Origin of the sequence: Rhodococcus spongiicola (assembly GCF_004011835.1) — a bacterium.
GTDB lineage: Bacteria > Actinomycetota > Actinomycetes > Mycobacteriales > Mycobacteriaceae > Prescottella > Prescottella spongiicola.
On record NZ_RKLN01000001.1, the window covers coordinates 137,418 to 161,066 of the forward strand.

At 68.1% G+C, this 23,649-nt stretch carries 22 protein-coding genes and 1 pseudogene; 14 read left to right on the top strand and 9 right to left on the bottom strand.

Annotation, left to right across the window (positions count from 1 at the left end):
- Positions 1-207: 207 nt before the first annotated feature.
- Complete coding sequence (locus EF834_RS00595) at positions 208-723, bottom strand: winged helix-turn-helix transcriptional regulator (RefSeq protein WP_127944464.1); 516 nt, start codon at positions 721-723, stop codon at positions 208-210.
- Positions 724-777: 54 nt separating this feature from the next.
- Here EF834_RS00595 and EF834_RS00600 point away from each other — a divergent pair, with 54 nt between their 5' ends.
- The 3 genes from EF834_RS00600 to EF834_RS00610 are packed head-to-tail and all read left to right on the top strand — an operon-like array spanning position 778 to position 4,190.
- Entirely contained in the window at positions 778-2,184 is a 1,407-nt protein-coding gene (locus tag EF834_RS00600) for an MFS transporter (RefSeq protein WP_127944469.1), read from the top strand.
- On the top strand, positions 2,181-2,978 hold the full coding sequence (locus EF834_RS00605) for a thioesterase family protein (protein WP_235870933.1): 798 nt from the start codon (positions 2,181-2,183) through the stop codon (positions 2,976-2,978). Before EF834_RS00600 ends, EF834_RS00605 begins: the two co-directional genes overlap by 4 nt.
- Positions 2,979-3,005: 27 nt before the next feature.
- The gene (locus EF834_RS00610) at positions 3,006-4,190 is read left to right on the top strand and encodes a thiolase family protein (RefSeq protein WP_127944471.1); all 1,185 of its coding nucleotides are present in this window, start codon (positions 3,006-3,008) and stop codon (positions 4,188-4,190) included.
- Positions 4,191-4,211: 21 nt separating this feature from the next.
- On the opposite strand, the gene EF834_RS00615 is transcribed toward EF834_RS00610, so the two are convergent.
- Positions 4,212-5,168: a helix-turn-helix transcriptional regulator gene (locus tag EF834_RS00615; RefSeq protein ID WP_127944474.1), complete on the bottom strand. Its 957-nt coding sequence runs from the start codon at positions 5,166-5,168 to the stop codon at positions 4,212-4,214.
- A 64-nt stretch (positions 5,169-5,232) separates the two neighbouring features.
- Here EF834_RS00615 and EF834_RS00620 point away from each other — a divergent pair, with 64 nt between their 5' ends.
- A complete protein-coding gene (locus tag EF834_RS00620) occupies positions 5,233-5,745 on the top strand; it encodes a pyridoxamine 5'-phosphate oxidase family protein (protein ID WP_127944477.1) in 513 nt (170 codons plus the stop codon).
- 11 nt (positions 5,746-5,756) lie between these two features.
- Here the strand turns inward: EF834_RS00620 and EF834_RS00625 are convergent, their stop codons facing one another.
- From EF834_RS00625 to EF834_RS00640, 4 genes are all read right to left on the bottom strand, one after another.
- Entirely contained in the window at positions 5,757-6,266 is a 510-nt protein-coding gene (locus tag EF834_RS00625) for an O-acetyl-ADP-ribose deacetylase (RefSeq protein ID WP_127944481.1), read from the bottom strand.
- Between the two features lie 214 nt (positions 6,267-6,480).
- Entirely contained in the window at positions 6,481-7,479 is a 999-nt protein-coding gene (locus EF834_RS18655) for an O-acetyl-ADP-ribose deacetylase (protein WP_127944484.1), read from the bottom strand.
- Between the two features lie 35 nt (positions 7,480-7,514).
- A complete protein-coding gene (locus EF834_RS18660; RefSeq protein ID WP_127944487.1) occupies positions 7,515-8,471 on the bottom strand; it encodes a macro domain-containing protein in 957 nt (318 codons plus the stop codon).
- A gap of 173 nt (positions 8,472-8,644) precedes the next feature.
- Entirely contained in the window at positions 8,645-9,622 is a 978-nt protein-coding gene (locus EF834_RS00640) for an ADP-ribosylglycohydrolase family protein (RefSeq protein ID WP_127944490.1), read from the bottom strand.
- A gap of 61 nt (positions 9,623-9,683) precedes the next feature.
- Between EF834_RS00640 and EF834_RS00645 the strand changes: the two genes are divergently transcribed.
- The 6 genes and pseudogenes from EF834_RS00645 to EF834_RS18765 form a co-directional block, all read left to right on the top strand.
- On the top strand, positions 9,684-10,382 hold the full coding sequence (locus tag EF834_RS00645) for an NUDIX hydrolase (protein ID WP_127944493.1): 699 nt from the start codon (positions 9,684-9,686) through the stop codon (positions 10,380-10,382).
- Positions 10,383-10,500: 118 nt separating this feature from the next.
- Positions 10,501-11,931: a T3SS (YopN, CesT) and YbjN peptide-binding chaperone 1 gene (locus EF834_RS00650; protein WP_127944497.1), complete on the top strand. Its 1,431-nt coding sequence runs from the start codon at positions 10,501-10,503 to the stop codon at positions 11,929-11,931.
- 224 nt (positions 11,932-12,155) lie between these two features.
- Positions 12,156-13,547 (top strand): hypothetical protein, encoded by a 1,392-nt coding sequence (locus EF834_RS00655; RefSeq protein WP_127944500.1) that lies wholly within the window; start codon positions 12,156-12,158, stop codon positions 13,545-13,547.
- Between the two features lie 84 nt (positions 13,548-13,631).
- Positions 13,632-13,910 carry a GNAT family N-acetyltransferase gene (locus tag EF834_RS00660; RefSeq protein WP_127944503.1) on the top strand — a complete coding sequence of 93 codons (279 nt, stop codon included), beginning with the start codon at positions 13,632-13,634 and terminating at the stop codon, positions 13,908-13,910.
- A 389-nt stretch (positions 13,911-14,299) separates the two neighbouring features.
- On the top strand, positions 14,300-14,611 hold the full coding sequence (locus tag EF834_RS18395) for a hypothetical protein (protein WP_235870934.1): 312 nt from the start codon (positions 14,300-14,302) through the stop codon (positions 14,609-14,611).
- A pseudogene (locus EF834_RS18765) lies at positions 14,608-18,756 on the top strand (cation-translocating P-type ATPase); the annotation flags it as partial. The gene EF834_RS18395 and the pseudogene EF834_RS18765, both read left to right, overlap by 4 nt.
- A 32-nt stretch (positions 18,757-18,788) precedes the next feature.
- Here EF834_RS18765 and EF834_RS18695 read toward each other — a convergent pair.
- The gene (locus tag EF834_RS18695; RefSeq protein WP_408014432.1) at positions 18,789-19,076 is read right to left on the bottom strand and encodes an Rv1535 domain-containing protein; all 288 of its coding nucleotides are present in this window, start codon (positions 19,074-19,076) and stop codon (positions 18,789-18,791) included.
- Between EF834_RS18695 and EF834_RS00675 the strand changes: the two genes are divergently transcribed.
- The 3 genes from EF834_RS00675 to EF834_RS00685 all read left to right on the top strand — a co-directional run bounded on the left by EF834_RS00675 (position 19,017) and on the right by EF834_RS00685 (position 20,810).
- Positions 19,017-19,316, top strand: a complete 300-nt coding sequence (locus tag EF834_RS00675; RefSeq protein ID WP_235870936.1) for a hypothetical protein — start codon at positions 19,017-19,019, stop codon at positions 19,314-19,316. The two genes, EF834_RS18695 and EF834_RS00675, sit on opposite strands and share 60 nt — an antisense overlap.
- A gap of 82 nt (positions 19,317-19,398) precedes the next feature.
- Positions 19,399-19,983: a dihydrofolate reductase family protein gene (locus tag EF834_RS00680; protein WP_127944505.1), complete on the top strand. Its 585-nt coding sequence runs from the start codon at positions 19,399-19,401 to the stop codon at positions 19,981-19,983.
- A gap of 59 nt (positions 19,984-20,042) precedes the next feature.
- Positions 20,043-20,810, top strand: coding sequence for a class I SAM-dependent methyltransferase (locus tag EF834_RS00685; protein ID WP_127946021.1), 768 nt, complete (start codon positions 20,043-20,045; stop codon positions 20,808-20,810).
- Between the two features lie 53 nt (positions 20,811-20,863).
- Here the strand turns inward: EF834_RS00685 and EF834_RS00690 are convergent, their stop codons facing one another.
- Positions 20,864-21,508, bottom strand: a complete 645-nt coding sequence (locus EF834_RS00690) for a response regulator (RefSeq protein ID WP_127944509.1) — start codon at positions 21,506-21,508, stop codon at positions 20,864-20,866.
- Entirely contained in the window at positions 21,496-22,767 is a 1,272-nt protein-coding gene (locus EF834_RS00695) for a sensor histidine kinase (RefSeq protein ID WP_127944512.1), read from the bottom strand. Before EF834_RS00695 ends, EF834_RS00690 begins: the two co-directional genes overlap by 13 nt.
- A gap of 110 nt (positions 22,768-22,877) precedes the next feature.
- Here EF834_RS00695 and EF834_RS00700 point away from each other — a divergent pair, with 110 nt between their 5' ends.
- Complete coding sequence (locus EF834_RS00700) at positions 22,878-23,648, top strand: ABC transporter ATP-binding protein (protein ID WP_127944515.1); 771 nt, start codon at positions 22,878-22,880, stop codon at positions 23,646-23,648.
- Position 23,649 lies beyond the last annotated feature (1 nt).

A 23,649-nucleotide genomic window follows, 5' to 3' on the forward strand; every position in this document is an offset into this window, starting at 1 on the left:
CGCGAGAGACCAGCACCCTGCCAGCTCACGAACGGTCGCCACAATCGCCACGGTGCGCCGTTGCGCCGCGCAAGGAAACCAACCCACCGTCGGTGCGAACGCTGGTTGCGTACAGGGGTTGCGGCATCCTCGCGAACGTGGAGATTCCGCTTCCGCTCTGATGTAAACGGTTGAGCGCGTTGCCCTGTGATATCGCGGAGTGTCGGGCTAGCGAGCCGTCCCACCCCGGTGGCGCCGCGCATCCTCCGCAGTGAAGTTGGCGGTCAGCCGCAGGTCCGACAGCGGGACCTCCCGGTTCGGGCTGCGCACCTCCACGCGGACGGGTTCACCCGACGCGTCGTCGGACATCCCGATCGGCCCGCCCCGCCCGCCCTGCAGGTACTTGTCGCCCCACTGCATGAGGGCCAGCACCGCGGGCAGCAGGTCGCGACCCTTCTCGGTGAGCACGTACTCGTAGCGCGTCCGCTGACCGGGCTCCTTGTACGGCTGCCGCTCGAACAGTCCCTCGGTGGTCAACTCCCGCAGCCTGGAGGCCGCGACTGCCTCGGTGATGCCGACCCGTCGCGCGAAGTCGTCGAAACGGGTGGTCCCGTAGTAGGCCTCCCGCAGGACCAGCATCGCGGATCGCGTTCCGACGACGTCCATCGCCTTGGCGATCGAGCAGTGGGTGGGGCTCCAGGCGTCCCGGTCTGCCAGGAGGCCGTCGAATCGTGCCGCGTTCATGGCACCAGGCTACCTGACTTGCAAAATGCATAGCCAGCTTCTACGGTCCTGACTATGGTCATACATAGTCAGGTGGGTCGCCCAGTTCGGCTCGCTCCCCTCCTCGCCGTCCTGTGCGGCGCACCATTCGTCGCGAGCCTCGACCTCTTCATCGTCAACGTCGCGCTCGGCGACATCGCCGAGAGCTACCCCGGCAGCTCACTCGGCGACCTCAGCTGGATACTCAACGGCTACGCGATCGTCTATGCGGCACTGCTGGTTCCACTCGGACGGTGGGCCGACCGGATCGGACGTCGGCGCGGGTTCGCGCTGGGACTGGCCCTGTTCACAGCCGCGAGCGCCGCCTGCGCGCTGAGTCCGTCACTGTGGTTCCTCGTCGCATTCCGGGTACTGCAGGCGGTGGGTGCCGCTGCCCTGACTCCGGCAAGCCTCGGACTGTTGATCGAGGTTCTCCCCGAGGACCGGCGCGCCGTCGCCGTCCGGATCTGGGCGGCGACGGGCGCGGCAGCGGCAGCACTCGGCCCCGTCGTCGGCGGAATTCTCGTAGAGGCTTCCTGGCAGTGGGCGTTCCTCATCAATATCCCGATCGGAATCGCACTGTTGATCGCTGCGACCCGCGCCGTGCCCAGCGGCCGGCCCGCCGACACCGACACCGGACTCGACCTCGCCGGTGCGGCGCTGCTGATCGCCGGTATCGGCGCGCTGTCGCTCGGGCTGGTCCAGGGCCCGGAGTGGGGTTGGGGCGATCCCCGGGTCACCGTCGCCTTCGTGGTCGCCGGTGCGGCTCTGGTTCTGTTCTGGTGGAGCAACAGCCGTCACCGGTCACCTCTCATCGAACCCGCCCTGTTGAGGGTGCCCACGTTCGCGTGGTCGAACGTCACCGCGGTGGTATTCAGTGCGGCATTCGCCGCTGGACTTCTGGCCAATATCCTCTGGCTGCAGGAGGTTTGGGGGTACTCGGCTCTCGGGACCGGACTAGCGATTGCTCCTGGGCCGATGCTCGTGCCGCTCTTCGCCATCGTCGGACAGCTCCTGGCCCGGCGGTTCTCCGCCGGCGCCATCGCCGCCGCCGGAAGCCTCCTGTGGGCGGTGGGCACGCTGCTCATTCTGGCCGCGGTGGGAGAGCAACCGGACTACGTCATCGAGTTCCTCCCCGGCTTGTTGGTCGCCGGTGTCGGCGTCGGCTTCGCGCTCCCAACCATCCTCTCGACCGCCACCGCAGACATTCCACAGGCGCGATCGGCCACCGGCAGTGCCATCGTCAACATGAATCGGCAGATCGGCACCGTGATCGGTGTCAGCGCGCTCGTCGCGGTGGTCGGCACCGCCGTGGGCTACGAGGACACCCATTCCGCCTTCGTCCTCGCCTGGTGGCTGATCGTCGCAGTAGCAGTCGGTGCGGCCGTCACATCCCTGGGAATGAGTTCCCGCAACCAACAAGACCCGGAGGTGTCTCTGTGATTCCCTACGACATGATCCCCTCGACCACAACCACCTTCCCTTCCGAGTTCGATTCCAGCTGGCTCGGTTTCGGCGGCCTGCACGGTGGGCTCGTCGTGGCCTCGATGTTGCACGCCGCCTCGGCCGAGACCACCGCGACACCGGTCGCCGTGACGGCCCACTTCACCAGGCCTGTCGAGCCGGGCCCATTGGACGTTCGGGTCGACGTCGAGCACGGTGGGAAGACGCCGAGCGTCCGAGCGTCCCTCGCCGACTCCGCCAGCGCGTTGGTCCGCCTCACCCGCGACACCGGCGGCGACGCACGATCCTGGCCCGTCGGTACGTTCGATATCGGCGGCGCTGATCCGGAACAGCTTCCCCCGCTGGAGATCCCGGTCGACTTCGTGCCGTTCTCCCGCTACCTCGACATCCGCCCGATCAACGCGGCGCGACCCTTCGCAGGTGGCACCGACCCGGAGTTCGAGGTGTGGATCCGCCTTCTCTCGTCGATCGAGTTCAGCGAACAGGGACGGGCGGCAGTGTTGCTCGACGCCCTACCGCCGGGGTTGTTCGCCACACTCGACAGGGTTGTCGCCATTCCCACCGTCGAGTTCAGTGCGTACTTCCCACCAGTGAGCCCGTCCGGCTTGTCCACAGACGACCGGCACGCATCGGTGGACGAGCAGTGGCACCACCTTCGCCACCGCACGGTCTGGGCCACCGATGGCCTCTGTGTTGACGAATCCGAACTTCGCACCTCGACGGGCCGCCTCGTCGGACAAGCGCGCCAGCTCCGCCGAATCCTCGCACCCTGATCTCCACCGCACCGGAAAGGAATCATCATGAGAGACGCAGTAATCGTCGAAGCCGTGCGCACACCCATCGGTCGGGGTAAGTCCAGCGCAGCCAAGCCCGGTGGGGCACTGCACGGAATACACCCTGTCGACCTCCTCGCCCACAGCCTGTCCACTCTCGTCGAACGCACCGGTGTCAATCCGGCGCTCATCGACGACGTCATCGGCGGCACAGTCACCCAGGTGGGCGAGCAGGGCCAGAACATCACCCGGAGCGCACTGCTGGCGGCGGGGTTTCCCGAGTCGGTACCCGGCACCACCGTCGACCGCCAATGCGGCAGCAGCCAGCAGGCTGTCCACTTCGCCGCGCAGGGCGTGATCTCCGGCGCCTACGACATCGTCGCCGCCGTCGGTGTCGAGTCGATGGGCCGAGTACCCATGGGATCCAACATAATCGGACGGGAATCCCTTGGTGAACGGCTCGAGCGTCGGTATCCCGACGGGCTCGTCCCGCAGGGCATCAGCGCCGAACTCATCGCCGCCCGGTGGGAACTCTCGCGGACTCAACTCGACGAGTTCTCCCTGCACAGCCACCAGAAGGCGGCGGCCGCGACGAGCGACGGCCTGTTCACGAAGGAACTGGCGGTACTCCCCGAGTTGGGCGTCGACGAGGCGATCCGCCCCGGAACAACTCTCGACGCGCTGGCGAGCCTGAGACCCGCATTCCGCAGCGACGAGTACGCGCAGCGGTTTCCGCAGATCGACTGGTCGATCACCGCAGGCAACAGCAGTCCGTTGTCGGACGGCAGCGCGGCCCTCCTGATCACCACCAGCGAGATCGCGGCACGTCTCGGGCTGCGACCCCTCGCCCGGCTGCACAGTTTCGCGGTCGCCGGCGATGACCCGCTGTACATGTTGACGGCGGTCATTCCGGCCACCCGCAAGGTGCTCGAGCGCAGCGGCCTCGACATCTCGGACATCGGCCTATTCGAGGTCAACGAGGCGTTCGCACCGGTGGTTCTGGCATGGGCCGTCGACACGGGCGCCGACCTGGACCGCGTGAACGTGCACGGCGGTGCGATCGCACTCGGACATCCGCTGGGTGCGAGCGGCGCCCGGTTGATGACCACCCTGGTCAACGCGATGCAGCAGCGCGGCGCCCAGTTCGGTCTGCAGACGATGTGCGAGGCCGGCGGGCTGGCCAATGCGACGGTGCTCGAGCGGCTGGCTTGACCGCCGACGGTGGGCGACCCGTCATCGGTTGCGGTGTATCATCGCCGCACCGACGGCACGCAACGCGTCCCGCAACGACTGCGGCTCGAGCACCTCCACCTCGGAGCCGAGCGAGGTGAGCTGATCGAGCGCGACGTCCTCCGCCTCGAGCCGAAGGTCGACGGTGAACCATCCGTCGTCGTCGGGCGGCCCGGGTTCGACGCGAGCCGCCTCGACGCCGATGACATGTGGTAATCGCCGCCATGCCGCGGCGGACAGGCGCACGCGGCAGTCGAATCGCAGCAGTGCGCGGTCGAACTCGGCGACCGAGTCCGCCCACCACGTGGGCAGATCGAAGGTGTCGGGCCGCATTGCCGGCGTGTCCAGAACGATGGCCTCCGCGATCCTCGATACCCGGTACGACAGCGTGCGGCCGCGATGCCGCGCGACGAGGTACCACACGCCGGCCTTCGCAACCAGGCCGAGGGGATCGACAGTTCGCGTCGCTGTACGTCGTCCCTTGCGGTAGGACATACGCAGCCGCCGACCCTCCAACACGGCGGCGCCGACGTCAGGGAGGTTTCCGACATCGCGAGGCCGGTCGAACCATCCGGGCGCGTCCACGTACAAGCGGTCACGCCACGCCTGCGCGCCAGCCCGTAGTGGAAGAGGCAAGGCCCTCAACAACTTCGATTGCGCAGCGGTGGCGACTTCGCGAAGCCCGAGGTCCTCGGCAATCGACGGCACCCCGAGCAACATCAGCGCCGACGTCTCGGCTCCGGTCATTGCGCCGAGTTTCGACTGCCAGCCGTCGAGCAGGCGAACCCCGCCGCCGGGGCCGCTCTCGGTCCACACCGGGACGCCCGCCGCCGACAGCGCCGCGACGTCGCGATACACGGTGCGCACCGAGACACCCAGTTCGTCCGCGAGGCGCTGCGCTGTGACACCCAGGCTGCCCTCGAGGCGCAGCATGATCTCCACGAGTCGGCTCGACCGCATACCCGGAGCCTAGTCAGGAATTCCTGCCACACCCTGTCAGGGATGCCTGTGCACACTGGTCGCCATGAGCAACTGGACTACGTTCGCAAACGAAGCCCCGGACCTGGCACGCGCCGTCGCGGCGCGTCTCGAGGCCCACAAACATCACGTCCTCGCGAGCCTGCGCAGGGATGGCTCGCCGCGTGTCAGTGGCACGGAGGTGGAGATCTATGGGGGCTCACTCCTGCTCGGGTCGATGGTGGGGGCTCGGAAAGTGCAAGATCTGCAACGGGATCCGCGGTTCTCGCTCCACAGCAACCCAGGCCATCACTCGATGGATGGCGGTGACGCCAAGATCACCGGTCGCGCTCAGGAAATTCTCGGAGAACGGAAGAAGCGAATCGTCGATCATTGGATCGTCGATCGCCACCCGAGCGACCCTGCCGAGGCTGAGGTAGCTGCTGAATCCGATGCACTTGCCGAGGCGGAGGTATTCGAACTCGACCTCGAGGAAGTGGTCTTGACAAAAGTCGCGGGCGATCACCTGCACATCGACCTATGGCGACCCGGCAAGGGCGTAACCCGGTTCACCAGATGAACAACAGGCCCTCAACCGACCGCGCGACGCAGGAGGTCGGCAACCTCACTGTCGAACGCAACGAACGTCACGACGCGGACATTCGTCCGCACGGCCCGGACGGCGGCGACGGCCTGCGCCACGGCGTCGCCCATCGGCCACCCGAACGCGCCCGACGAGATGAGGGGGAAGGCAACCGTCTCGGCACCGAGCTCGTCGGCGACGGCGAGACTGCGCCGGTAGCACGAATGCAGCACCTCGCTGCGGTCCTCGTGGCGCGAGTACCGTGGCCCGACGGTGTGGATCACCCAGTTCGCAGGCAGTTGTCCCGCCGTCGTCGCAACGGCCGCCCCCTCGGCGAGCCCGTTCGGCAACGTCGTGGCCCGTAGGGCCCGGCACTCCTCGAGGATCGCCGGTCCACCGCGCCGGTGGATCGCGCCGTCGACCCCGCCGCCACCGAGCAGCGACGAGTTGGCGGCGTTGACGATGGCGTCCACCCGCTGCGAGGTGATGTCACCGTGCACGATGTCGATGACGGTCATACGGACTCCTTCGGTGTGGTGGCGCCGCGCGAACGCCGGCCCCTCGGTCGCAATCGCAGCACGGTTCGAGCGGCGGCGTCCAGCACCATCCCGAATTCGCGACCACCCGGAATTCACAACCACCCGGATCACACTGTCGTCGGCGTGCACCGCCCGACTCGCGGTGTCAGAGCACGCCAAATCGACGGGTGGGAGACGACAACCTCCCGTTGGTCTACTCGGGGAGCATTCTCGCCAAGAGCCGAGATGTCGGTGTGTGCTTGGCCGCGACCGGCGCCGCACGCGTGGCGCCCGGTAGCGCGATCAGCCACAGTGCCGACCGCAGTGATTCGTACGTCCGCGCCCAGGACCGCGACTCGTGGTCGCACACGTCGGCTTCCTCCGAATCACCCTCATCGAGAGCTATTTCCGCGTGCTCCAGCCAGACGACCTCTTGTTCCTTGGTGATCTGCAGGTAGTCGAGCACGGCGTCCCGGTCGTGGCCACACACCGACGCGACCTCGTACGCAGTGAGCGATTCGGACCCGTCCTGATCGAGATGCATCAGTGTCAGCAGAGCCGGAGGGGTGCCCGGGTCGTCCTCCTCTTCCTCATCGTCCTCGGTGTCGTCGTCTGTCGGTGCGCGCGATGGCACATCGTCGTTTTTCGGGGGCAGGCCGTCGGCGAACCGGGCGTCGACCGACACGGTGAACGCGCTGAACAGGTCGACCGTGCGACGCAGAAGGTTGGCAGCTTCACGGTCGTACGCAACGAATTTCACGACACGGACATTCGTCCGCGTGGCCCGGACGGCGGCCACGGCCTGCGTTACGGCGTCGCCCATCGGCCACCCGAACGTACCCGACGAGATGAGCGGGAAGGCGACCGTCGCGGCACCGAGCTCGTCGGCGACGGCGAGGCTGCGCCGGTAGCACGACCGCAGCACCTCGCTGCGGTCCTCCTGCCGCGAGTACCCCGGCCCGACGGTATGGATCACCCATTTCGCGGGCAGCTGTCCCGCCGCCGTCGCGACCGCAGCTCCCTCGGCGAGCCCCTTCGGCAACGTCGTGGCCCGCAGAGTCCGGCACTCCTCGACGATCGCCGGTCCCCCGCGCCGTTTGATCGCGCCGTCCACCCCACCGCCGCCGTCGAGCAGCGACGAGTTCGCGGCGTTCACGATCGCGTCCACACGCTGCCGGGTGATGTCGCCCTGCACGATTTCGATGACGGTCATGCGTGCTCCTTTGTGTGGTCGTCTGGCGCGCGGTCTCATGACGCCGGTGATTGCTTGGCCGCGGCCGGCGCCGCCCGCGTGGCATCTGGTAGCGCGATTACCCGCAGTGCCGACCGCAGCGATTCGTACGTCCGCGCCCAGGCCCGCGACTCATAGTCGCGGGCGTCGCCCTTCTTCGAATCACTCTCACCGCGAGCTGTTTTCGCGGACTCTCGCCACTTGATCTCGTGTACCTGCGTGATCCTCAGATAGTCGAGGACCGCGTCGCGGTCGTGACCGCACACCGACGCGACCTCGTGCGCAGTGAGCAATCCGTACCCGCCCGGATCGAGGTGAATCAGTGTCATCAGGGCAGGCGGGAGGCCCGGGTCGTCCTCGTCATCCTCGGTGCCGTCGTCTGTCGGTGTGCTGGATGGCACATCCCCTCTTTCGCGGGGCAGGCTGTCGGTTGACCGGGCGTCGACCGAAGGCGTCAACGTGCTGAACAGGTCCACAGCGCGACGCAGAAGATCGACAACCTCGGGGAAGGCAACGACGAACTTCACGACACGAACGTTCGTCCGCGCGGCCCGGACGGCGGCCACAGCCTGCGTCACGGCGTCGTGCTTCGGCCACATGCCCGGGGAGAGGAGCGGGAAGGCAACCGTCTCGGCACCGAGTTGGTCGGCGACGGCGAGACTGCGCTGGTAGCACGACTGCAGCACCTCGCTGCGGTCCTCCTGCCGCGAGTACCGTGGCCCGACGGTATGGATCACCCATTTCGCGGACAGTTCGCCCGCCGTCGTCGCAACAGCCGCCCCCTCGGCGAGCCCGTTCGGCAACGTCGTGGCCCGCAGAGTCCGGCACTCCTCGGCGATCGCCGGTCCCCCATTCGCGTGAATCTGGCCATCCACCACACCGCTGCTGTCGAGCAGCGACGAGTTCGCGGCGTTCACGATCGCGTCCACCCGCTGCCGGGTGATGGCGCCGAGCACGATCTCGATGACGGTCATGCGTACTCCCTTGTGTGGTCTCGACATTCCACGGTCGCGGGTTCGGGCGAGTCCCGCCGAACCCTTCTAGGCCTTCCGGTATTGCACCCCAACAACATCCAGCACGCACGGGCACCGCTGGGGTTCGACTGCGCCCTCGACCAAGGCGGCGCGACCGTCGGCCCCTGTCGCGCCTAATCGACAGGGAGAGACGACGACCACCCCTCGAGATCGTCGCCTCCCCCCACCGTCCGCACGGCTAGTCGCTCCAGATCAACCGCGCGGTATCCGGGCCAGCCGTGCAGCATCCGAGTCCACCGCGCCGGGATCACGGACGCACCCCACCGCGCCCCGAGCAGTCCCCCGGCGATCGCCGCGGTGGTGTCGGTGTCATGACCGGCACGCACCGCCTGCTCCAACGCCCGCTGCAGATGCTCAGGACCGGTCGCGTCCGTAGTGGTGATCGCCCACCACGCAGTCAGCAGCGCGTCGACGACCCACCCGTTGTTCGGGAAGTCGGCCGGCGTGCCTCGCTCGGCCCGGTCGAGTAGCGGTGTCCAGTAGTCGCGCGCCCCTGTCGAGGCCCCCGCGACGTACTCGCGAACACCGTCGAACGTGCCGTACAGAACGGCGTGGCGGATGGCGTAGGTCCACATCTCGCACGCCTCCACGGCGCGCTCGTCGTCGTGGGTGAGCAGGCTGATCGCACGCGCCGCCCGCAGACATCCGTCGGCGTCACCGAGGTAGGCCAGCGCGACCGGCGCTGTCCGCATCAGCGACCCGTTACCGCCCTTCAGCCCCGGTATCGCCGCCGCGATCGAACGCATCTCCTCGGCCGAGGCCGGCCGCTTCGACAACACCGCCGACGTCTGGACCCCGATGTCGGCCGGTCCGGACTCGTACCACCGGACGAACTGCGCCGCAACGGCATCCAGTCCTGGACCGGTAGAAATGTCGGCCCCAGTCGCAGCGACCTCGGCAATCGCGACGGCCATCGAGGTGTCGTCGGTCCACTCGCCCGGTGCGAACGAGCCGAGCCCGCCGCCGATCATGTCGATCACCGCGTCGGACCCAGGCGCCGTGAACTCGTACCCCGCACCGAGCGCATCACCGGTCGCGGTAGCGAGAAGTACACCGGCGGCGCGGTCGGTTCGTTCGTCGGGCAGCCCCACAAAAACTCCTTAGATCAGCTTCGCGCTAAACATTAGCGCATCATTGCGCTAATCTGCAAGGGTGACCCCGGATGCAGGACGAACCGAGTGGCGCGATGCCGACGGCAAGGCGCTCACCGACTACCCCCGGCCGTCCGTGGCCGTCGACGTGGCGGTCCTCACGGTGCAGACGGGCCAACTCCACGTACTGGTCGTCGAGAGACCCGATGGCGCGCTGGCACTTCCCGGTTCATTCCTGCGGCCCGGCGAACGGCTGGCCGACGCGGCCGAACGCGCTCTGCAAACGAAGGCCGGGCTCGTCGGCGCCGACTTCCATCAGCTCGCGATGTTCGATGCCCCGGACCGCGACGGCCGTGGCTGGGTGCTGTCGATGGCGCACGGTGCGACCCTGCGCCGCGACGAGCTGCCGGCCGAGGCCACGCTTGTCCGTGTGGACGGTCGGACGGTGACCGCGCCATTGGCCTTCGACCACGCCGCAATGGTGTCGCGCGCCGTCGACGACCTGCGTGGCCGCTATGCCCGCCGGGTCGACCCGTCCGGACTCCTCACCAACGTCTTCACAGTGCTCGAACTCCGGCGGCTGTACGAAACAGTATTCGGCCGGTCTCTGCCCAAGGATTCGTTCCGGCGACTGGTCATCGACGCGATCGAGGCAACAGGGCGAACGTCGAGCAGCGGAACTGGGCGTCCGGCCGAGCTGTTCCGCCACAGGAGCGGTGCCGATCTGCCGGCTGGTGCCGCAGGCATGCTGACGGATTGACCGACACGGCCTGGCATGCCCGGAGTTGTCGCTCCGGCAAGCTACGTTGAACGCGACACGGTCGAGCGCTGCAGCAGACCTCGACCGTGACGCAGAGGCCCGACAGACAGGGGGCAGCATGTTCGAGATCGCCAGCTTCGACGAGGCCGTCGACCGCTCGTGGAGCCTGTTCCAGCGCAAACTCGCCGATCACCTTTCCGCGATGCGGAACGACGACATTCTGATCCTCGAATGGATCGAAGAGAACACCGTGGACGGGTTCACGCCGTGGGTCCAGTTCCTGCTCTGGGACGACGAGTACCTGCGTGCCGAGGTGTCGTCGAACTCGTACCTCGCACCCCGGTACACGCTCGCGCCGGAGGCCGAGAATCGACTGTGCGAGTTGGGGTGGAGCCGGCCCACGCGCCTCCCCCGAGGGGAACCCGACGACGGATCACCCGCGTTCTTCCTCGACAAGGAACAGCGTTGGGCCGATCAACTCGCGGCGATGACTGTGAGCACACTGCGCGAAATCTGGAGTGTTCCGCACCCTAGCTTCGTCCTCCCAGAGATCATCGGCACGCTCGAAGGCTCCGACCTCGCTGCCGACACCGTCGAGGTCGAACCAGCACCCGACCCCAGCCATCTCGACGATGACACCGCCGTAACCCCATCCGACCCGGATCAACTCAGAAACCTGGTCGCCTCCACCGTCGAGAAGGCTCTCGGTTTCACCCCCGAGATCGACGACGACGGGGACGTCGTCCTGAAGTTGGACGACCAACCGGTGCTGGTGATCACGCATCCGGATCAACCACTCGTGCGGGTGTGGGTCCCACTGCTCCACGGAGTCGTCGGACGCACCCGCGCCGCCGAGAACGCCTGCGACCTCACCAAGCGGTGGCCCGGCATCCGGTTCACCCTCGACGAGGACCGTCTCAACGCCTCGATCGACGTGTCCGGAAATCCGTTCGTTCCCCGCCACCTGGTCGACGCGCTCGACCAGTTCAGCGCGTTCACCCCCTCGGTCGACGCCCGATTCGCCGCGCGCTTCGGGGGCTCCCGCTTCGCCGACGGACTGCCCCGCGAGAGAGGCGATGTGCCATCGAGCGCACCGACCGACGACGGCACCGACGACGATGGGGACGACCCGGGCCTCCCACCGGCCCTCATGACACTGATCCACCTCGATCCGGGCGGGTCCGGGTCGCTCAGCGCGCATGAAGTCGCGTCGGTGTGCGGCCACGACCGCGACGCCGTCCTCGAGTACCTGAAGATCACGCAGGAACAAGAGATCAGCTGGCGTGAGTCCGCGGAAACGGCCCGCGGTGAGGGTGATTCAGACGAAGCCGACGCATGCGACCACGAATCACGGGCCTGGGCGCGGACGCACGAATCTCTGCGGTCAGCACTGCGAGTGATCGCGCTACCGGACGCCGCGCGTACGGCTCCGGCCAAGCCGGATCAGACGGAATTGTTCGGCGAACCGACCGAACAGGCCACCGAACAGACCGTGTTCGAGGCGAACATCACCGAACCGCCGGACCACACCGCGAAGGGTACGCAGTGACACGCCCAATGGCGACAAAGGCCCGATGACAAGTTCTTGACCACCGACGAAGGCGACCTCGACAAATACGACATCCGCGGCGTCCGAGTCACGCCGCTCGCACCGTGACGTGACCGCGGCAGCGAAGTCCGCACCACGAACCGTTCGGTCGGAGCAAAATGATTTGCACCGACCGTTCGGGATCTCGGTCAGGGATCTCGGGAAATCCCGCGGAGGCGCCAGCGATGACGAACGGCACCGGCAAGGAACCGCTCGGCAACGACGAACGTGCCGAACTCGAGCGGCTGCGCGAAGAGGTGGCGACGCTCCGCGCCGGGCTCGCCGAATCGGGTCCGACCGGTGCAACGACTGTCGGCGCCCCACGACACACACTGCGGTGGATCGGTGTCACGATCTTGCTCGTGCTCGTCGCCGCACTGGCGATCGTGTCGGTGACGTCGCGGTTCGTGCGGAGCCAGATCCTCGACACCGAGCGCTACGTCACGACGGTCGCGCCGCTGGCCGATGATCCGGCGATCCAGGCCGAGGTCACCAACCGCGTCACAGACGAGATCCTCGCCAGGATCGATCTGGACTCACTCACCACCGAGGCGCTCACCGCCCTCACCGACGTCTCGAATCTTGCTGAGGAAGCGCCCCGTGTGAACCAACTCGTGGTCGGACTGTCGCCCGTGCTCGCCGGACAGGCGAAAGGCTTCGTCCGCGACACCGTATCCGCGTTCGTCGAGTCGCAGCAGTTCAAGGACCTATGGATCCAGGCGAACCGCCGCGCCCACAACGCGCTCGTCTCGGTGGTGACAGGCAACTACGGAGTGAGCGCGGTCGAGGTCGATCAGAGCGGCACGGTCAGCATCTCGCTGGAGACGATCATCGACAACGTGCGAACGGCACTGGTCGACCGCGGCTTCACGATCGCCGAGACGATCCCGAGCGTGGACAGACAGTTCGTCCTGTTCCAATCCCCCGGCCTTGTGCAGGCACAGCGCGCGGTCAACGCCCTCGACAAAGTGTCGGCCGTGCTTCCGTGGTTGGCGATCGCTTGTGCGGCCGCCGCGGTCGCGGCGTCCCCTGGTGGTCGTCGCCTGCGGACCCTGTCGCTGGCCGGGTTGTCGGTCGCGGTCGGAATGCTCGTTCTCGCGATCGGAATCCTCGTCGCACGTGCGGTCTACCTCACCGACATCCCACCCGACGTCCTGTCCCCGGATGCCGCGGCAGTGGTCGTCGACACCGTGCTCGTGCCACTGCGTACCAGCCTGCGTGCCGTTGCGGTGGCCGGCGTGGTGGTCGCAGTCGGCGCCTACCTGACAAGTGGCTCGTCGTCGGCGAGGGTCGTTCGCCGCGGATTCGGCCAGGCGCTCGATTTCGTGCGGCGGCCCACCCATGGCCGCCCGCCGAGCACCGCGGAACGGTGGGCCGCGCAGGCGCGAATACCGCTCCGAAGCGCGATCATCGGTGCCGCGGCACTGCTACTGATCTTCTGGCGCTACCCCACCGGAATGGTGGTCCTGTGGATCGTTCTCGGTGCCCTGCTCGCCCTGCTCGCGCTGGAGGTGATCATCCGGCCGGCGGTCGGGACGTCCACGCAGGCGCCGGATAGTGGCGTCGAGCAAGAGTGAACAGCACTAGGAATACTCGTGGCGGGCCCCGATGCTGTACTCGGTAACGTCCCGAACGCATGTACGTCGAAAAGGAGACCCGCCGTGGCGAACAGGATCGAGCACAACACGGACCAGAACCGCTTCGAGGTCTACGTCGACGACACGCTCGCCGGATACGCCGAGTACCTCGAGTCGAACGGCGTCCGGGACTTCGGACACACCGTTACCAACCCGGAATTCCGAGGCCGGGGACTTGCCGGCCAGGTGGTCAAGGCTGCTCTCGACACATCCCGTGAACAGGGCTTCAAGATCGTGCCGTCGTGCTCCTACGTCGCGAAGTACGTCGAGTCCCACCCCGACTACGCCGATCTGGTCGCTTGACCCACTACAACGAATCACACTGGGTACGAGCATGTTCCGCGTTCCGAGGTAGACACAATGCTTGACACACAGGACATCTCAGGTGATTCCCGCGCAAGAAGGTTCACATCACAAGCAGTCGGGTAGACTCGCTGGTGAGCGGCCACCAAGAGTGGTTCCCCGATCCCGCGCACAGCACGCGAGACCCCACCCGTGAACCGGACGATAGGCGTTCGATGGAGCAAACAGGGAAAACCTCGCACAACGGTCACCGGTCCGGCAACGGCCGAGTATCGATCACCGACGGCGCGGTGCGGACCGTATCGGGGATCGCCGATGTAACCACGTCGTCTATTGGAGCCCTCGGCGGCGCGGCTGTAGGAAGCGTCGTCGGTGGGGTCCGAGGAGCAGTGGGCGGAGTCGCCGACGGCACCCGACGGGGTCTCGAGGTGGGTAGCCGCTCCACACCGGCCGCAATCCTCACGATGGCTGCTGCGGGTGCTGCCGGCATTGTCGACTGGCCCGTGGTCGTGACCGTCGGGGGCGCCGCGCTCGTGCTGAGGCAACTCCACGCGCGCGGCGCGAGCCCAGAAGCAACCGTGCAGCCGGCTGAAGAGAAGCCCGCGACGAGGGCGCGGAGCGGCGGATCATCCACGGCGGCGAAGAGGAAAGGCACCGCGAAGAGCACCGGGTCACGCCCACGGGGGCGTACCTCTCGGTGAGGGTCGCGGTAGTCGGGGCATTCTTCGGACAGGCACGCACCCTGTCCGAACGAGGCGTGACCGCTGCCGTGACAACCGCGACCGTGAGCACCGCGGCGACCGCCGGTGTGCTCACCGGACTCCTCACGTCCGGGCGCTCGGCATACGTCAACGCAGCACACGCCGGGACGGCGCTCCTCGAGTCGACGCACCCCGAGTCAGACCGCCCCGAGTCAGGCCACCAAGAGTCGGCCCACACCGAGTCGGCGCAGCCCGAGCGAGCGACCCTCCCACCACCTCCCGGATGGTCGGACGCTGTCCTGGCGGCACGATTGGCGGCCCTCGCCGCACATTCCGCCGGTTTCGGGGTCGCGCTCGCCGGTCGAATCCTGCGACTTCCCAGGCTTCCACTCGTGGCGGCCGCCCCGGTCACGATCATCGACTATCAGCCACGGCTTCGGGGCCTCCTCGAATCGACAATCGGAACTCGACGTACCGATACCGTGCTCTCGCTGGCCAACGCCGCGACGTACGCGGCGGCGCAGGCCCCGACTCCGCTTGCGGTGGAGGCGTTGCTGCGTGCGTCCACCGTAGGTGAGGTGGTCGCCAACCGGGCCGCGTGGCACCGCAGCGCGCATCCGCCCTTCAGTGGAGACGACCTCCGGCCGCAACACGGTCCGATCGAGCGTCATCTCGAGCGGGCCTCATGGGCGCAACTGGGGGCGGCCGGCGTCGTCGGGGTGGCTTCAGGGAGCGTCCGAACCGCGGGAACGGCGGCGCTGGTCGCCGCGCCCAAGGCGGCCCGTACTGCCCGCGAGTCGTTTGCGGCCACGCTCGGGCGCGGGTTCGCTGCGCAAGACATCCTCAGCCGCGGACCACGGACCCTCCGCCGTCTCGACTCGATCACCGCGCTCGTCGTCGAGCCGCGAGCACTCCTGACGGACGAACTGCGGGTGAGCCGGATCCGCGGCGTCTCCGACGAACTCAGGGCCGAGGTGTGGGAGGCGGCACGCAGTGCCGTCGAAGCAGGCGAACTCACCGAAGGCTGGCACGCTCTCGCTGCGCTACCCGGCCCTGCCACATCGGGCCCCGCCACATTCGGCCCCGACACGTCCGGCCCCGACACGTCCGACACAGCGGGGCCGGCCGTGCTGGTCTCCCGTGTACACGACCCGCTCGCGTCAGCCGTCCTCGAGCAGACTCGCCACGCCGATGTGACGGTGCATTCGCTCGATGACGAAGCCCTCGGGTCGCTGCGGTCCGCATTCGATGAGCTTCGAACACCCTCCACCACCACCGATTCCGACCTGTCCGCCATCGTGCGGGAACTACGCAGGGGTGGGGCCACCGTCGCCGTTCTGGCGACACACTGTCCGGACGCCCTCGCCGAGGCCGACCTCGGTATCGGATTCTCGGATGGAGAAACTCCGGTCGAGTGTGACCTCCTGGTACCAGACCTCGAGGCTGCCTGGCGCGTGCTTCGCGCGCTACCGGCGGCCCGGACCGCGAGCAGGCGGGGCATCGAAATCGCTACCGGTGCTTCACTTCTCGGATCGCTGCTGATGCTCCCCGGCACTCACGGGCGCGGCCCCGGACCGATCAGCGCGGGGTCGGGTGCCGCGCTGTGGACCGGGCACAGTCTCGCCAACGGGGTGCTGGGCGCCGAGACCCCGACCCCGATACCCCAGCACGACTGGCATGCGATGCCGGCGGATCGGGTCCAGCGCATGCTGGCTACGCCCATCCCACAGGGGCCGCCGTCCGGACCGGGACGGATCGAGTCGCTGGCGTCGTGGGCGCAGCGTCCGGCGGGGTTCCTGTGGGATTTCGGTCAGTCGCTGCGCACCGAACTGTCGGACCCGCTGACCCCTATTCTCGCGACCGGTTCGGCAGCGAGCGCGGTCCTCGGTTCACCGGTCGACGCGGTGTTGGTCGGGTCGGTGCTGGTCGGAAATGCCGCGTTGTCGGCCGCACAACGCCTGCACGCCGAACGCCTGCTGCGGCGACTCCTCGCAGTTCAGGATCCGCCGGCGCGCATCGTGAGTCCCGACGGCGGGTACCGGTCCGTCCCGTCCGCGCTGTTGCACCCCGGCGAGGTGATCGAGGTGCGGCCAGGCGAAGTGGTGCCCGCCGACGGCCGACTACTCACTGCCGACGGCGTCGAGGTCGATGAGTCGTCACTCACGGGCGAGTCGCTGCCGGTCGACAAACAGACCGCGGCGACGCCGGGTGTCCCCCTCGCCGACCGCACCTGCATGCTCTACGCCGGTACCACCGTTCTGACCGGTACCGCGACCGCGGTGGTGACGACGGTCGGCGCCGCTACCGAGACCGGACGTGCAACGGCGCTGTCGCCGAGACGGGTCGGCCGGGTCGGCCTGCAGGCACAACTGCGCGAAATGACCGGCCAGGTTCTACCGGTCAGCATCGCCAGCGGCGCGCTGGTCACCCTAACCTCGATGCTTCGTGGCGGAGGCCTGCAGGCGGCGATCACCAGCGGCGTCGCGGTCGCGGTCGCCGCAGTGCCGGAGGGACTCCCCCTCGTCGCCACGCTCGCGCAGCAGGCGGCCGCGCGCCGGCTGACCAAGGCTTCCGCGCTGGTCCGTTCGCCCCGCTCGGTGGAGGCGCTCGGCCGTGTCGACGTGGCGTGCTTCGACAAGACCGGCACGCTGAGCGAGGACCGGCTGCGGGTCAGGGCCGTCCGCCCGGCTGCCTCCGTCGATCCCGACACCGTCCTGCGCGCCGCCGCCCGCACGTCCGTCACAGTCGACGGGGTCGCGGCTCCGCACGCCACCGATCGTGCGGTCGTCGAGGCCGCAGAGGCCACGACACCGGACAGCGACCGTCCACCGGAGCCTGACGACGTGGTCCTACCGTTCCGCTCGGGACGGCCGTATGCGGCGGCGCTGAAAGGGACCGAACTCGTGGTCAAGGGCGCTCCCGAGGTGGTGCTCGCGGCCTGCACCGGAGCTGCGCCGTCGAAGCTCGAGGGCATCGTTGCAGAGGTCCCGTCCATGGCGGAGGAGGGTATGCGCGTGATCGCGGTGGCTCGCCGCGTCGTCACGCCTGCGCAGGCCGCCCGCGCCGTCGGTGATCCCGACGAGGTCGAGGTGCTGTGCGGACAGGGGCTCGAACCGTTGGGCCTGCTGGGACTTTCCGACACGATCCGTCCCGAAGCCGTCAACCTGCTTCCGTCGCTCGAGGAGCGTGGCGTATCGGTCCGGCTGATCACCGGCGACCATCCCGTCACCGCTGCGGCAATCGCACGCAACCTCGGACTCGCACTCGACGCTGACGACGTGGTGACCGGCTCGGAGTGGGAGGCACTCTCACACCGCGGGCAGGAGATCGCGGTGCGGGAGAGGTGCTTGTTCGCCCGGATGACGCCCGAGCAGAAGGTGCAGATTGTTCAGACTCTCGAACGCACCGGCCACGTGTGCGCGATGGTCGGGGACGGCGCCAACGATGCCGCTGCGATCCGGGCCGCAAGTATCGGTATCGGTGTCGCGTCACGCGGCAGCCACCCGGCCCGCAGTGCGGCCGACCTTCTGCTCCTCGACGGGCATGTGGACGCGATCCTCGATGCAATCGACGAGGGTCGGCAACTGTGGCAGCGAGTGCAGTCGGCGGTGTCGGTGCTGCTCGGCGGCAACGCCGGCGAGGTGGCGTTCGCACTGATCGGGAGCGCGATCAGTGGGCGGGCCCCACTGGGCGCACGCCAGTTGCTTCTGGTGAACCTGCTGACCGACGCCCTACCGGCTGCCGCACTCGCGGTCAGCCCGCTACGCCAGGACCGCGCCCACCACGGCCGCGGTCCCGATACGGCGGCGCTGTGGCGGACCGTCGCGATCCGTGGAGCCGCCACCGCGGCCGGTGCCAGTGTGGCGTGGGGGCTGGCGAGCGTCACCGGACGCCCGCGGCGCGCGTCGACGGTGGGCCTGGTCGCCCTCGTCGGAACGCAGCTGGGACAGACGTTGATCGATTCGCACAGCCCACTGGTCGTGGCCACCGCCCTCGGGTCCATCGGTGTGCTGGGCGCCGTCGTCACTACGCCCGGGGTGAGCCAGTTCCTGGGTTGCACACCGCTGGGACCACTGGCTTGGGCACAGGCCCTGGGATCCGCGACGGGCGCGACGGCGGTCGCGGCGCTGGCACCTCGAGCGCTCGCATGGTGGGGCGATCGCCGGGCCCAATCCGATCAGTCGACGACCAGAACCCCGGCTCTCAACAGCACCGCGTATGCGTGGCGCAACGGCGGAGCAAGCACCGACGTCACGACACCGGTCAACGGGTCCGGTCCGGGCGAGCGGACGGACGACGTGAACGCGGAGAGCGCTGGGAGCGCCGATAACGAGACGGTCACGAACCACAGGATGGTCACCGTAGGTGTACAGCGGGTGAACAACGGGGATTGACGAGGCGAACGATGACGGAAGTAGGGCTCGATCAAGAGGTTTCCCTGAACTCGCACGGTGCGGACTCCCACAGCGCGGCACTCGCACGGATCACGCAGGGCTCGAGGTTCGCGATACGACTTCCGGTCGTCGGCGACGTCGGCGTTCCGCACCCCGATCAGTTGGCCTACTTCGCGGCACTCGGGCTGCTCGCGGCGTTCGAGGTGATCGACTGGCCCGTCGCGCTCGCGATCGCTGCAGGGCACGTCCTCGCCGAGGACCACCGCCACCGCACACTGCGCGAGGTCGGTCAGGCGCTCGAGAGCGTCTGACCAGAAATCCAAGTGACACCACTCCACCTGCGACGCTAGATTTCGGGCCACTTCATGCAAAGCACGAGAGCGGAGGGGCCATATGCGAAAGCTCGTGTACTACGTCGGCGTCACCTTGGACGGCTGCATCGCCGGGCCAGACGATGAGATCGACTTCTTCCCGTTCACCGACGCGATCGCGGCCTGGATCACCGATCGCTACCCCGAGACCATCCCGACGCATATGCGACCGGCCCTGGGATTGGGCGAGACCCCCAACCGATCGTTCGACACGGTCGTGATGGGCCGCGGGACGTACGCACCGGCCCTCGAGATCGGTGTCACGAACCCGTACGCGCACCTTCGTCAACTCGTGGTGTCCACGACGCTGGGAACCAGCCCGGACCCGGCGATCGAATCGATCGCGGACGATCCTCTCACCGCAGTGCGGAAGCTCAAGTCCGAAGAGGGCCTCGATATCTGGCTGGCCGGCGGCGGAAAGCTCGCGGCCTCGCTCCTCCCGGAGATCGACGAGTTGATCGTCAAGAGCTATCCGATGGTGGCCGGTTCCGGACGACCAATGTTCGATGGCGCCTTTCAGCCGACCGCCTTCACTCGAATCGACCAGACCGCACTCGACGACGGCGCTTCTATCACGAGTTTCCGACGTTCGGCTACCATTTCTTAGTGGCCGGCAGCCAGAGGAAGCGGGTCGATGGCACCGCAATCGGCGGGGTGTCCGCAACGATGATGTGGACACTGCGTAACCGCGCCTTAGAGGCGTCGCGTCCGGACGGGACGTTTGACGATCCGCTGAGCGTGCAGCTCTACGAGACGATCGACTATCCGTACGAGAAATTCGGGAGACCGGATCAGTCGCACGCGCTGCGGGCCCGTGCCTTCGACGCGGAAGTGCGCTCGTTCCTCGCGGAGCACCCCGGCGGAACCGTTGTCGCCCTCGGTGAGGGACTCCAGACCAGTTTCTGGCGCATCGGCGACCCCGACGTGCGGTGGTTGTCGGTCGATCTTCCCGACGTGGCTGCCCTGCGCAAGCGACTCCTGCCGTCCGAGCCGAACGTCACGACGCTGGCGATGTCGGCGCTCGATCGGACGTGGATGGACCACGTGGACCCGGATCGCGGCGTGATGGTCACCGCGGAGGGTCTGCTGATGTACCTGCCGGCGGGGGAATCACTGAGGCTGATCACCGACTGTGTGCGACGGTTCCCGGGCGGCCGGCTCATCTTCGACTCGATCCCGAGGTGGGTGAGTCGGAAGACCATGAAGGGCTTGCGGCTCACGAAGAACTACACCCTTCCGACCATGCCCTTCCACCTGTCGGCCGCCGAGGCGGCGGTACTGCCCGAGCGGATCCCCGAGATCTCCTCTGCCCGTGAGGTTTCCCTACCCTTCGGGCGTGGGCTGTGGGGATCGAGACTACTTCGGAAGCTGGCTGACGCGCCGCCGCTGCGCAACGTGCGGCCCACGATCACGCTGTGCGGATTCGCGGGCTGAAGTCCCCAGCTGAAGTCCCCAGCTGAAGTCCCCAGCAGAGGGCGTCCGACCCGTCAGGATCGCAGGTGCGCGAGAACCGCGAGCACCCGACGGTGCCCGCTGTCCGACGCCGACAGGCCCAGCTTCGCGAAGATGTTGCCGATGTGCTTGCTGACCGCGGTGTCGCTGACCACCAGTCTGCGGGCGATGTCGCCGTTGCCGAGGCCCTCGGCCATCAGCCCTAGTACCTCGGATTCGCGCGGGGTGAGCGTGCGGACCGGATCGTCGGCCCGCCGCCTACTCATCAGCTGCGAGATCACCTCGGGGTCCATCACCGTTCCGCCCTCGACCACCCTGCGCAACGCGTCGACGAACTCCTCGACCTTGCCGACCCGCTCCTTGAGGAGGTAGCCCACCCCGCCCGCTCCGCCGGACAGCAGTTCACTCGCATACCGGTCCTCGACGTATGCGGACAACACGAGCACGGGGAAGCCGGGGCGCCGGCAACGGGCCTCGATCGCCGCCTTCAATCCCTCGTTCGTGAACGTCGGCGGCATCCGGACGTCCAGGACGGCGCCGTCGGGTGGGTCCTGTTCGAACGATTTCAGGAACTTCTCGGCGTCGTCGACGGCGGCCGTCACCTCGATGCCGACGCTGCGGAGCAGGAGCGCGAGCCCCTCCCGCAGCAGCGCGTCGTCCTCCGCGATCAGAATCCGCACGGCAACTCCACCTCGAGTCGTGTCGGCCCGCCGGGCGGGCTGTCGACCGTCAAACTTCCTTCGAATGCCGAGACCCTGCGGCGAATCCCCGCCAAACCGCTCCCCGCGGTCTCGACCGCGCCACCGATGCCGTCGTCGAGGACGTCGATCACCAGCCACGCCGCTTGGTCGCCGTCGCGCGTCGCGATGGTGTCGTCGCGCGTCGCGATGGTCACCCGCACGTGCTCGGCGCCGCTGTGCTTGGCGACGTTGGTCAACGCCTCGGCGACGACGAAGTAGGCCGCGGCCTCGACCGCTGCCGGGGCCCTCCGTAGCCGTTCGACGTCGAGTACGCACGGTACCGGGCTGCGGCCGGCGAGGGCGGAGGCGGCACCGTCGAGTCCGAGTTCGTCGAGCACCGGTGGGTAGATGTCGTGTACGAGGGTCCGCAGTTCGGACAGTGCGTCCGATGCGGCGTCCTGCGCCCGGAGCAGCTGCGGGAGGGCCTGTTCGGGAGCCACTCGGAGGGAACGCTCGGCGAGCCCGAGCATCATCACGACGGCCACCAGTCGGTTCTGGGCGCCGTCGTGGAGGTCGCGTTCGATGCGGCGCAGCTCCGCCGCGTGCGCGTCGAGCGCCGCAGCCCGGCTCGCGGTCAGGGCAGAGACTCGTTCGGACAGTTCGACTTCCCGCCGGGGCGCGAGGAGGCGCGCCGCCAGGGCCGCTGCCCCACGCGCGATGAGCGGGATCGACCACCAGCCCAGGGCGACGTACCCGATCGCAACCAACGGCATCGGTGCCGCGCCCCACCACGACGTCACGGGGTAGATGCTGCTCACCGGCTCGTCCGCAGGCAGCATCCACCAGTAGAACGGGATCGCCAGGGAGTTGAGCGCACCGACCGGCAGGGCAACCAGGAACATTCCGGCAACGGGCAAAACCAACGCGTGACTCGCCAACCACGCGAAGTCGCGACGGGTCGATGGTGCGGTCAACAGCCTGAGCAGGTCGTCGAAGCCGGGGCGCTGCGGAATCGGCGGGTACCGTCCGGCGATGGCCGTACCGGTGAACCTTCCGGCCCGGATCCTCGCCCGCCCCGCCCACCATCTCAGCACCCGGACGTACACGGGCACCGCGAGCCAGCCCACGATGAGGATCAGCAATGACGCGATGACGATCCCGACCACGAACAGACCCAGAGATACGAGACCGGCCACGGACTCGACCGCGAGAAAGCCGAGGGCGCGCCGGCGCACCGCGAGCCGTCCGTTCCGATCCATCGACCCAGCATGCCCCACTATCGGACAGTTGTCGGTACAGCTGACCACACCATCGATCGGGTAGTGCGCCGGATGTTCCCTGCCGCCCGCTCTCCATAACGTTTCGGGCCATGTCCTCCTTCATCTCCGCCCCACCGATCGTGCAGAGTCCGCCGCGCTCGGCGGTCCGGCTCACCGACGTCCGCAAGACGTACCGTTCCGGGCGCACCCGGGTCACCGCACTCGACCACGTCAGCGTCACGCTCGCCGCTGGTAGCTTCACCGCCATCATGGGACCGTCGGGCTGCGGCAAGAGCACCCTCCTGCACTGCGCCGCCGGTCTCGACCAGCCGACACGTGGCTCGGTCTGGCTTGGCGAGACCGAGATCACCGCGTTGAAGCCCAAGGCCCGCAGCGTGTTCCGGCGCGACAATGTCGGGTTCGTCTTCCAGGCCTACAACCTCATGGCGGCGCTGACCGTCGAGCAGAACGTGACCCTCCCCCTCCTGCTGGCCCGACGGCCCACCGACCGCACTCGTCTCGAGTACGTCCTCGCCGCCGTCGGCCTCGCCGACAAGCGGGACCGTCGTCCCGCCGAGTTGTCGGGCGGTCAACAGCAGCGGGTGGCGATCGCGCGGGCGCTCATCACGAAGCCGCACGCGGTGTTCGCCGACGAGCCGACCGGCGCCCTCGACAGCCGCTCCGCGCGCCAGGTCCTCGACTTGCTGCGACGCGCCACCACCGAACTCGGGCAAACCGTCGTCATGGTCACCCACGATCCGGTCGCAGCCGCGCACGCTGACAGGGTCCTGTTCCTCGCGGAGGGGCGTCTCGTCGGCCACATGGATTCCCCCACCGTCGCGGCCGTCACCAACCACATGACCCATCTCGGGGAGTGGTGAG

What these genes read in the sequence shown, in the direction of transcription:
- EF834_RS00595 (WP_127944464.1), bottom strand. Translation starts at nt 723, where the DNA reads ATGAACGCGGCACGATTCGACGGCCTCCTGGCAGACCGGGACGCCTGG.
- EF834_RS00650 (WP_127944497.1), top strand. Translation starts at nt 10,501, where the DNA reads ATGTTCGAGATCGCCAGCTTCGACGAGGCCGTCGACCGCTCGTGGAGC.
- EF834_RS00600 (WP_127944469.1), top strand. Translation starts at nt 778, where the DNA reads ATGGTCATACATAGTCAGGTGGGTCGCCCAGTTCGGCTCGCTCCCCTC.
- EF834_RS18655 (WP_127944484.1), bottom strand. Translation starts at nt 7,479, where the DNA reads ATGACCGTCATCGAAATCGTGCAGGGCGACATCACCCGGCAGCGTGTG.
- EF834_RS00610 (WP_127944471.1), top strand. Translation starts at nt 3,006, where the DNA reads ATGAGAGACGCAGTAATCGTCGAAGCCGTGCGCACACCCATCGGTCGG.
- EF834_RS00675 (WP_235870936.1), top strand. Translation starts at nt 19,017, where the DNA reads ATGACGGAAGTAGGGCTCGATCAAGAGGTTTCCCTGAACTCGCACGGT.
- EF834_RS00615 (WP_127944474.1), bottom strand. Translation starts at nt 5,168, where the DNA reads ATGCGGTCGAGCCGACTCGTGGAGATCATGCTGCGCCTCGAGGGCAGC.
- EF834_RS00620 (WP_127944477.1), top strand. Translation starts at nt 5,233, where the DNA reads ATGAGCAACTGGACTACGTTCGCAAACGAAGCCCCGGACCTGGCACGC.
- EF834_RS00700 (WP_127944515.1), top strand. Translation starts at nt 22,878, where the DNA reads ATGTCCTCCTTCATCTCCGCCCCACCGATCGTGCAGAGTCCGCCGCGC.
- EF834_RS00655 (WP_127944500.1), top strand. Translation starts at nt 12,156, where the DNA reads ATGACGAACGGCACCGGCAAGGAACCGCTCGGCAACGACGAACGTGCC.
- EF834_RS00695 (WP_127944512.1), bottom strand. Translation starts at nt 22,767, where the DNA reads ATGGATCGGAACGGACGGCTCGCGGTGCGCCGGCGCGCCCTCGGCTTT.
- EF834_RS00625 (WP_127944481.1), bottom strand. Translation starts at nt 6,266, where the DNA reads ATGACCGTCATCGACATCGTGCACGGTGACATCACCTCGCAGCGGGTG.
- EF834_RS00685 (WP_127946021.1), top strand. Translation starts at nt 20,043, where the DNA reads ATGATGTGGACACTGCGTAACCGCGCCTTAGAGGCGTCGCGTCCGGAC.
- EF834_RS00680 (WP_127944505.1), top strand. Translation starts at nt 19,399, where the DNA reads ATGCGAAAGCTCGTGTACTACGTCGGCGTCACCTTGGACGGCTGCATC.
- EF834_RS18660 (WP_127944487.1), bottom strand. Translation starts at nt 8,471, where the DNA reads ATGACCGTCATCGAGATCGTGCTCGGCGCCATCACCCGGCAGCGGGTG.